This window comes from Massilia mucilaginosa (assembly GCF_011682145.1).
GTDB lineage: Bacteria > Pseudomonadota > Gammaproteobacteria > Burkholderiales > Burkholderiaceae_D > Telluria_A > Telluria_A mucilaginosa.
In genome coordinates, this window is sequence record NZ_WHJH01000110.1 from 1 (window position 1) to 4,869 (window position 4,869).

4 protein-coding genes are annotated in these 4,869 nt (G+C 59.8%); all 4 read left to right on the forward strand.

What is annotated here, in order from left to right; genetic code table 11:
- Positions 1–269: 269 nt before the first annotated feature.
- Positions 270–692, forward strand: a complete 423-nt coding sequence (locus F2P45_RS33700) for a hypothetical protein (RefSeq protein WP_166882573.1) — start codon at positions 270–272, stop codon at positions 690–692.
- 287 nt (positions 693–979) lie between these two features.
- Positions 980–1,324: a hypothetical protein gene (locus F2P45_RS33705; RefSeq protein ID WP_166882574.1), complete on the forward strand. Its 345-nt coding sequence runs from the start codon at positions 980–982 to the stop codon at positions 1,322–1,324.
- Entirely contained in the window at positions 1,324–1,665 is a 342-nt protein-coding gene (locus F2P45_RS33710; protein ID WP_166882575.1) for a hypothetical protein, read from the forward strand. The genes F2P45_RS33705 and F2P45_RS33710 overlap by 1 nt, the downstream gene beginning before the upstream one ends.
- A partial coding sequence (locus F2P45_RS33715) for a DUF6861 domain-containing protein (protein ID WP_166882576.1) occupies positions 1,614–4,869 on the forward strand: 3,256 nt, incomplete at its 3' end. The genes F2P45_RS33710 and F2P45_RS33715, both read left to right, overlap by 52 nt.

Genomic DNA, 4,869 nt, shown 5'->3' on the forward strand with positions numbered 1-4,869 from the left:
CTGCAGGCGCGCCGGCCAGAGTTCGTGCTTCGTTGGCTCTTGCATGTTCGTGACTCCTGAGTTGATGGAGTACCGATTCTGGATGCCGAAAATTAGCAATGGAAGGTGGGGTAAATAGACCGCTTACCTTTGTCGGTATCGGACAGCTTGGTAAGATCGAGACGGGGCGGTTTCGGTGGCATGCCTACCGGATGCGGCAATTGCCAAGAGTTTACAACTGTTGATTGCGCTGGTCATTCAGACTGAACAGTTACGCTTTGAGGACGCTTGTGATTAAATTCGATAGAGATGTGCAACGTCAAGTTATTGTGTTAGGGCTAGATGATGCTTCTCTAAGTTCAATGTTATCCAAAGTGCATGGCGGGGAATACGGCGCCACGCCTTCAGAATGGCGTGAGAGCGTATTCTTATTTATTTGCGCAATGTTGGACGCGGAACTTATCAGCCTGCATCCGGAAATAGACGATTACCAAGGAAAAGCTTCGGGAGAGATCAGGACGCTGTTAGAACAAGGTGATCCAGAAAATGGATTTGACGCTGACATAATTTGGGATGTCATGCATTTCAATGGAACTGAAAAGTTGGTTGCGTTGCTGCGAAAACTTGATCTCAACGAGTGGGCAGCTATTGACGCAGAATTGTCGCTACCTCTTGGCGAAGCCCTTGCGGAAATGAATATTGCACAGCTTTAGGTAATCAAACACAGCTGCACGGATCGGTGCCTACAAACCACCGTGGGCATATCATGGGTGCCCAAGTCACCTTAGCGGACATTTCGATCTCCTTTCACGCGAGATTACGTTCTTAGAGGCACGAGGTCAGAGCTTACGAACTAACACGGGTATATTAGGAAGCCCGAAGTCGGCCTTGCAGATGTTGCGATGATTTCCCACGCGAGATCACCTTCTCGTTTCACCTTCTCGTTGCCCGGCATCGGTGAATCGCAATATTCACCATCCAAAAAATCACGCTCGTGCGCATGCACGAGCGCTGCTTCGAGCTGGCCGACGACCAAGGCGAGCGCGATCTGTTCGTTCTGCCCGACAGCACCCACAACATCGTCCGTCTGGTTGGTCAGATCGACGCCAACGGCAACTGGATCACCATTTCCAACAACCAGCGCCAATTGCCGGAGCGGGTCGAGGACAGCGCCGGGCGCGGCTTCCTGCTGGCAGTTGAAGACCACCGAGGCCACCCGCTCATGCGCAGCATTGCTATGCAGCCGGCCGAGCCCGAGATCGACACCGATCCCGAACTGCTGGTCTCGTACGACGACGATGCAAGCGGCACCTGGCCAAGGTCAGCAACGGCAAGGGCGACGTGATGCGCCAGTTCGCCTATCGCAACCACGTCATGGTCGAACACAGCCAGCCAGGCGGACTGCTATCGCGCTATGAATACAACGAATACGCCACCAGCGGCAAGATCACGCGCAACTGGGTCAACGACGGCCGCTCGTCGAGCCTTCGCTATCTGGAACAGGAAACCGTCGTCATCGACCATCCGGTTTTCGAGTTGGCCGTTCAATATCGTATAAAATGGCGCACGCACAAGATTGCATTCCAAATATCAACCCCGCTGATTTCTGTTACCCCCGAAGAAAGATCCGCTCCATGTTCAATGTTGACCTCTCTAAAGACTTCCCGCAATTCGGCAGAGTCCTGAACGACTTGGAGCGGAATTACCTGCCGAGCGGCGCGAAGGCGGTCGACGATTTTCATCAACGCCTGAAACGCTTGTCCAAATCGTATCCTTTGCCCAGCATGCGCGATGTGGCGGAGCAATTTCCGCAAGGCCGTATCATCATGGCGGTAGAGCAGGCGCTGGAGACCTCGAACCACCTTGTATTAGCACGGTTATCGGCGACGGTCGAGGGGCTCGACTTCAGCATGGTCCGACCGATCCTGATCGGCGTAGCCAAAGAAATTGCCATGTATCTTGGCGGTGGCGCTGTCCTGGGTGGCGCCGTGGGCGGTGCCCTTGGGGCCCTGGCCGGCGGCGTCGGCGCGATACCTGGCGCAGTCGTCGGCGCGCAGGTGGGCATCGATATTGCCATGGCGATCATGGCCTTGGTGGGTTTGCATGACCTGGCGATCGCCTTCGTTCCCATGGTCTCCAAGCTGTTCTCGCCCATCATCGACGGCTTCGCTTTAGCTGTCCGTGCCGGCATGCTGCCGCTTAGCCAAAGTGCAAAACGACACGAAATGATCAATCAGGCGGCAGTGTCTTTTGCAGAAGGCAAATTCTTCCTCATCATCGGGCTGCTGGGGGCGGTCGCCGCGGTGTACGCGGGCAAACTCACGTCCGCAGTGCTCAAAAAAATTGCCGGCGGCAAATTAGGTCAGGGATTTGCCGCCTGGCTGGCGAAGAACGAGCAGATCGTGATGAGCCACCCAAAACTAAAGATCAAAACCTCGGCAGCGGCCGAGGGGCCGGGCAAGGGGCCGAGCGTGGCAAAACCGGCGCCGGCGCAACCGGAGGCTGCCAAGCCCAAGCAGACCGAATCGCGGAAGGAAGGCCAGGCTAACATACCGTGCGTAAAATGCGTGCCATCTGTAGGCGCTCCCATCAGTCCTATCACCGGCAGCAAGTTCCTCGCCGACGCCATGGACCTGGACTTCACCCTGCCGGCAGCGCTGCCCTTGATCTGGCAACGCACGTACAGTTCCGCCCAGCGCCAGGCCGGCTGGCTCGGCTCCGGCTGGGAAACACCGCTGTCGATTGCGCTGGAAATCAACGTCGACAGCGTTGTCGTGCTCGCTCCCTTCGCACGCGAAATCACCTTCTCGTTACCTGGCATCGGCGATTCGCTGTACTCGCCCTGCGAAAAAATCACCCTGGTGCGCACGCACGAGCGCTGCTTCGAACTGGTTGACGAGAAAGGCGAACGTGACCTGTTCGCCCTGCCCGACACCGCCAGTAACATCGCCCGTCTGGTTGGCCAGATCGACGCCAACGGCAACCGCATCACCATTTCCTACAACCAGCGCCAGTTGCCGGAGCGGGTCGAAGACAGCGCCGGGCGCAGCTTCCTGCTGGCGTTTGAAGACCACCGCAGCTACCCGCGCCTGCGCAGCATTGCCATGCAGCCGGCCGAGCCCGAGATCGACACCGATCCCGAACTGCTGGTCTCGTACGACTACGATGCAAGCGGCAACCTGGCCAAGGTCAGCAACGGCAAGGGCGTCGTGATGCGCCAGTTCGCCTATCGCAATCACGTGATGGTCGAACACAGCCAGCCAGGCGGACTGGTATCGCGCTATGAATACGACGAGTACGCCGCCAGCGGCAAGGTCACCCGCAACTGGGTCAACGACGGCCGCTCGTGGAGCCTTCGCTATCTGGAACAGGAAACCGTCGTCACCGACAACCTGGGGCGCGAAGAACGCTACCGCTTCGACGCCCGCAAGCGCTTCATCGGCAAGGTGGACGCTGCCGGCGGCGTGAGCACGCGCCGTCTCGACAGCGACGGCAACGTTTTGGCCATCGTCGATGCCGGCGGGCGCAGCGTCAGCTACCGCTACGACCAGCGCGGCCGCGTCACCCGCATCGAAAGCGACGGCAAGGGCACCGGTATCGTCTACGACAACCGGTTCGACAAGCCGGCGCTGATCACCGACGCGCTCGGCGCCACTACCGCCCTGCGCTACGACGACGTTGGCAACCTGGCCAGCGTGACCGATGCGCTGGGCCAGCGCACGTCCTACCAGTACGATGCGAACGGCTTGCCGGTGCGCGTGACGGATGCGGCAGGCGGCGTCAAGCGGCTCGACTACAACCGCGCGGCACAACTGATCAGCTATACCGATTGCTCGAACAACACGACCCATTTCAACTACGACGACAGGGGCCGGCTGCTGCGCGCCACCGACGCCAACGGCAACAGCACCTTCTACAACTATGATCCGCTCGGCCGGCCTGCGGGGACCGACAAGGCCCAGGGCGGTGAAAGCTACGAGTACGATCCGCTCGGGCGCCTGATCGCGCACATCGACCCGCTCGGCAATCGCACCAGCTACGTGCTCGACACCGATGGACAGCCGCTCAAGCGCATCGACGCGCGTGGCGGCGTGATGGAATACCGCTACGACGATGCCCGCCGTCTGGCCGAGCTGATCAATGAAAACGGCGACGCGCACCGCTTCGTCTACGACGCTTTTGATCGCCTGATCGAAGAAACCGGTTTCGATGCGCGCCTGACGCGTTACCGCTACGACCAGAGCGGCCTGCTCACCGCCAAGGAAGAACTTGGCAGCGGCGAGCGCAACGCGTACACGCGCATCGACACCCACTACAGCCGCGACAGCGGCGGCCAGCTGGTCGAAACGCTCATCTCGCGCACCACCGGCGACACCCAGGCCGAACAATTGCGCCTGCGCTACGCCTACGATGCCGTCGGACGGATGACCCAGGCCATCAATGCGGACGCCGAAGTGAACCTGCGCTACGATGCGCTGGGCCAGCTGGTTGGCGAGCAGACGACAGCGCGCGACTTCAGCACCGAGCTGCGCCACGAGTATGACGAGCTGGGCAACCGGATCAAGACGGTCTTGCCTGACGGACGCGTCCTGAACAACCTGTTTTACGGTTCGGGACACCTGCACCAGATCAACATTGACGGCGATGTCATCACCGATATCGACCGCGACAATCTGCACCGGGCCACCAGCCGCACGCAGGGTGCGCTGACCAGCCAGTTCCAGTACGACCCGGTGGGCCGGCTGTTGGCGCAGGTTGCCGGCCATCTGGGCGTGGGCGCAAGCACCGAGCCGGTGATCGCGCGCCGTTATCAGTACGACGAGAGCGGCAACCTGCTGGCGGTCGACGATAAACGCAACGGCCGCAAGACCTACAGCTACGACGTGATCG